This is a genomic window from Collinsella sp. AF23-2, from assembly GCF_003459245.1.
GTDB lineage: Bacteria > Actinomycetota > Coriobacteriia > Coriobacteriales > Coriobacteriaceae > Collinsella.
This window is the reverse complement of record NZ_QRVG01000038.1, coordinates 1-4,348: the sequence shown is the minus strand read 5'-3', so window position 1 is coordinate 4,348 and position 4,348 is coordinate 1. Positions and strand designations below refer to the sequence as shown.

Sequence of the window (4,348 nt, the reverse complement as noted above, 5' to 3'; positions counted from 1 at the left end):
GGCCCGTTCAGGCTGTTGCGCTGAGATTGAAAATCAACCCCAGTCTTTTTGAGACGGCGCGAATCGTGGCAGACAGCCTCCCAACACGCTAATGGCGGGCGCGCATCCTCACCAAACGCACCATGGCAAGCGCAAAGCCCACAGCGGCCACAGCCATCAACACATAGAACACCGAACGGAAACCAAACAGGAACACATCCGGACGGCCTGCAACAAAACTGGTCACAGCCTCGCCCATCGTCACGCTCATCTGCCCATAGAGGATATGCGAACCTGCCGTAATACCCAGCGCCATGCCCGCATAGCGCGCCAAGCTGCCCAAGCTACCTGCAAAGCCAAGTGCCTCGCGCGGAGCCGAGCCCATGTACAGCGAGTTGTTGGGGCTCTGGAAAATCGACGTACCGCACGACATAAATGCGACGCAGCAAACGATCACAGGGATAGAAGAGTGCTCGTCGAGCGTGCTTACTGCAAAGAGACCGCACACATACACGCCCAGGCCGACCGCCGTGGGACCCTCGCAGCCAACACGGTCCGAAACCGTTCCCGAAAGCGGGCCGATAAAGGCATTCACCATTGGCAGCGCCAAAAAGAGCAGTCCGGAAATGTCGGAACCAAAGCCGTGGGCGTCCTGAAAATAGAACGGCAGGATAAACTCGGATGCGCCAATGCCAACAAACACGATGAGCATGCAGGCAAGGTTGATGGTGAAGGCCGAATTTGCAAAGCAGCGACGAGCGGCCTCGATCAGGGACATGGGGCGCTCGCCGGCCTCTGGCCTAACATGCGGCAGCGTATAGAGCCCCACGATAAACGAGATGACGCCAATGGGCAGGTTGATGAGGAAGATGCTCTCCCAAGGAAAGCTTGCCACCAGCATGCCGCCGAGCACGGGGCCACACATCATGCCGAGGGCCACGAAGGTCGCGAGAATACCCATGGCACGACCTCGTTCGCGCGCCGGAAACGACTCGGTGATAATACCCATGTTGTTGGCCATGGCCGCCGCGCAACCGACGCCCTGAACAATACGTGCCAGGATAAGGACCTCGAGCGAACCCGAAAGGCCACAAAGCAGCGAGCCTGCCGTAAAGACGATTACGCCCAGCTGGAATACGCCGACCTTGCCGCGCACGTCACCCAGGCGGCCAAACGGCAACATAGCCACGCATGTCGCAAGCAGATACACCGAGCTTACCAGCTGAATGCGATCGAGGCCCATGCCCAGCTCCTTTTGCATCACGGGCAGCGCCACGGTCACGACGGTCGAATCCAGACATACCATAAACGTCATGATGAGCACGGTAAACAGAATCGCCCACTTGTTCTTGCCATGGGTGTCGCCCTCTAGGGCAATACGCTCGCGGCGCAGCTGCTCTGCGGTTTTCTCCATATCCATCCTTTCGAGTGGCGCAACGCAAAAACGGGGCCCCAATCGCCTGTAAACAGTCGCGATTGGGGTCCCGCCTACGGAATCGGAACGAAAGGTCGCCGAAGCTTTCTGCCAGCATCGGTGCCTTGTGCGAACGCTAGCCTAGCACTGCTCGAGCGCCTGCTCAAGGTCGGCAATCAGATCGGCCGTGTCCTCGAGGCCGCACGACAGGCGCACCATGTCGGCGGAGATACCGCAGGCGATGAGCTCCTCGTCGTTCATCTGGCGATGCGTAGCGTTAGCAGGATGCAGGCAGCAAGTGCGGGCGTCTGCCACATGCGTGGCGATCTGGGCGAGCTTGAGGCTCTTCATAAAGGTCTCGGCTGCCGCGCGACCACCGTTAAAGCCAAAGCTCACAACGCCGCAGGTACCGTTGGGCATGTACTTCTGAGCCAGGTCGTAGTACTTATCGCCCTCCAGGCCCGGATAGCTCACGAAGCGTACCTTGGGATGGCTCTGCAGGAACTTGGCAACGGCCAGGCCGTTCTCACAATGACGCGGCATGCGCACATGCAGACTCTCAAGCGAGCTATTCAGGAAAAACGCCGCTTGCGGGTTCTGCATGGGGCCGAGGTCGCGCATGAGCTGAGCGGTTGCCTTGGTAATGAAGGCGCCCTCGCGACCGAACTTCTCGGCATAGGTCACGCCGTGGTAGCTCTCGTCGGGCGTGGTGAGACCCGGGAACTTGTCTGCATGGGCCATCCAGTCAAACTGGCCGTGGTCGACGATCACGCCGCCCAGGTAGGCAGCATGTCCATCCATGTACTTGGTGGTGGAGTGCGTAACGATGTCGGCACCCCACTCAAAGGGACGGCACATCACGGGCGTCGGGAAAGTGTTGTCGACCATCAGCGGCACGCCGTGATCATGCGCGGCCTTGGCAAAGCGCTCAATGTCGAGCACGGCAAGGGCGGGGTTGGCGATCGTCTCGCCAAAGACGAGCTTGGTATTGGGCTCAAACGCTGCATCGAGCTCCTCATCGGTGCAGTCGGGGGCGACGAAGGTGCAGGTGACGCCCATACGACCCATGGTATGGGCGAGCAGGTTGTAGGTGCCGCCGTAGATGGCAGAGCTTGCGACCACGTGATCGCCGGCACCGGCAACGTTAAAGATCGCAAGGAAGTTCGCAGCCATGCCCGAGCTCGTGAGCATCGCAGCGGCACCGCCCTCCATCTCGCAGATCTTGGCGGCAACCAGATCGCACGTGGGGTTCTGCAGACGGCTGTAGAAGTAGCCCGACTCCTCCAGGTCGAACAGCTTGCCCATGTGCTCGGACGTGTCGTACTTCCACGTGGTTGATTGGTAGATAGGCACCTGACGCGGCTCTGCATCACCCGGGCGATAACCGCCCTGAACACACGTCGTACCGATGGTCTGCTCGCTCATATCCAACTCCCTTACTTGGGTTTTGTTTTATTCGGTTCACGATACCGCTACCCCGCACCCCTCTCAACCCATCCCGCCGATAGGTTATGGGACAAATTAATCAGGTTTATTTGTCCCAAATCTTAAGAAAGTGTTCGATGGCGAAAAACAATGAGATATGCACTGCGGTCTCGACAAGCGAATGAGTCGGCAAGGGTACCATAGGCGGGTACACCGTGACCAAGGAGACAATGATGAAGCAAATCGATACTACCCAGCTCGACGCCGCCGCCTGTCAGGCTCAGGCCGCCGAATACCACGCCCGTGGTTTTAACTGCGCCCAGGCCGTCGCCTGCACGCTCGCGCCTGCCGTCGGACTCGACCCCCAGGTCGCCTTTACCCTCACCGAGGGCTTTGGCGCCGGCATGGGCGGCATGACCGAGACCTGCGGCGCCATCTCGGGCGCCGTGGCCGTAATGGGCTTTGTGATGAGTGACGGCATGGAAAACCCCAAGACCAAGGGCCAGACCTATAAGCTTTCACGCGAGATCGCCAAGCGTTTTGGCGAGAAGAACACGACGACCATCTGTGGCACGCTCAAGGGCATCGGATCGGATAAGGGTCCACTCCGTAGCTGCCCCGGCTGCATCGACGATGCCGTCGAGATTGCCTGTGACGTGCTAAAGCAGCTCGCCGAGTAAACGGTAGCAACAGAAAACGACGGCCGGCACGCTTGGGATTCATCCAAGAGCACGCCGGCCGTCGCCGTTAGAACTCAGCAAATTCGGGAGCGCCGACCTCGATCTCCTCGCGACCGGCCATAAGCTCGCGCATCTTGGCGCAAAACGGCTCCTGCTCCCCCGCCTTAAACACTAAATGAATCGTCACGGCATCCGCGTAATCGGTATCCGAAACCTTGGCACCACAATCCTGCGCCAAACGAAGCACCTGCTCATACTGTGGATAGGCCACATGCACGTCAACAGGCACGACACTCGTCATCTCGACGATCTGCCCGGCCTCCTGAGCCGCAGCCACCGCCGCCTGCGTCGCCGCGGTATAGGCGCGCACCAAGCCGCCGGGGCCCAACAGCGTGCCACCAAAATAGCGCGTCACCACGCAGCAAACGTTTTTGAGGCCTACGCCGCGCAGCACCTCGAGCGTCGGCATGCCACTCGTACGGCTCGGCTCACCGTCATCGCTCTGGCGCTCGCGCCCGTCGACCAAAATCCACGCGGGAACATTATGCCGGGCATCGTAATGACGCTTGCGGACCATCTCGATAAAGGCATTTGCCTCATCCTCGGACTCAATATGGACCAGCTGGGCAATAAACCGGCTCTTACGGTCCACAAACTCGCCCGAAGCCTCAATATTCGATTGCAGAGTAAAATAGCTGTCCAACAAAGCCCCTCAACAACAAGCAAAGCAACAAACAGCCTCAATAATACGGCAAAGGCAGTACCATTGCCCTCGCCAACAAGAACGGAAACGCCAATGATGCCGTCGCCAACAGACACTATGACCCAATCCGAGGGCACTAAAAAGATA

Annotated in this window: 4 protein-coding genes; 1 reads left to right on the top strand and 3 read right to left on the bottom strand. The window is 59.2% G+C overall.

Annotated features, from left to right (window positions below; translation table 11 throughout):
* Positions 1–88: 88 nt before the first annotated feature.
* Together DWY03_RS09825 and DWY03_RS09820 are read right to left on the bottom strand one after the other, a co-directional pair.
* Complete coding sequence (locus DWY03_RS09825; protein ID WP_117840739.1) at positions 89–1,393, bottom strand: MFS transporter; 1,305 nt, start codon at positions 1,391–1,393, stop codon at positions 89–91.
* Positions 1,394–1,534: 141 nt separating this feature from the next.
* Positions 1,535–2,818, bottom strand: coding sequence for an O-acetylhomoserine aminocarboxypropyltransferase/cysteine synthase family protein (locus DWY03_RS09820; RefSeq protein WP_117840737.1), 1,284 nt, complete (start codon positions 2,816–2,818; stop codon positions 1,535–1,537).
* Positions 2,819–3,051: 233 nt separating this feature from the next.
* Between DWY03_RS09820 and DWY03_RS09815 the strand changes: the two genes are divergently transcribed.
* Entirely contained in the window at positions 3,052–3,498 is a 447-nt protein-coding gene (locus tag DWY03_RS09815; RefSeq protein WP_117840735.1) for a C-GCAxxG-C-C family protein, read from the top strand.
* Positions 3,499–3,565: 67 nt separating this feature from the next.
* Here the strand turns inward: DWY03_RS09815 and DWY03_RS09810 are convergent, their stop codons facing one another.
* Positions 3,566–4,204, bottom strand: coding sequence for a YigZ family protein (locus tag DWY03_RS09810; protein WP_197032843.1), 639 nt, complete (start codon positions 4,202–4,204; stop codon positions 3,566–3,568).
* Between the last annotated feature and the right edge of the window lie 144 nt (positions 4,205–4,348).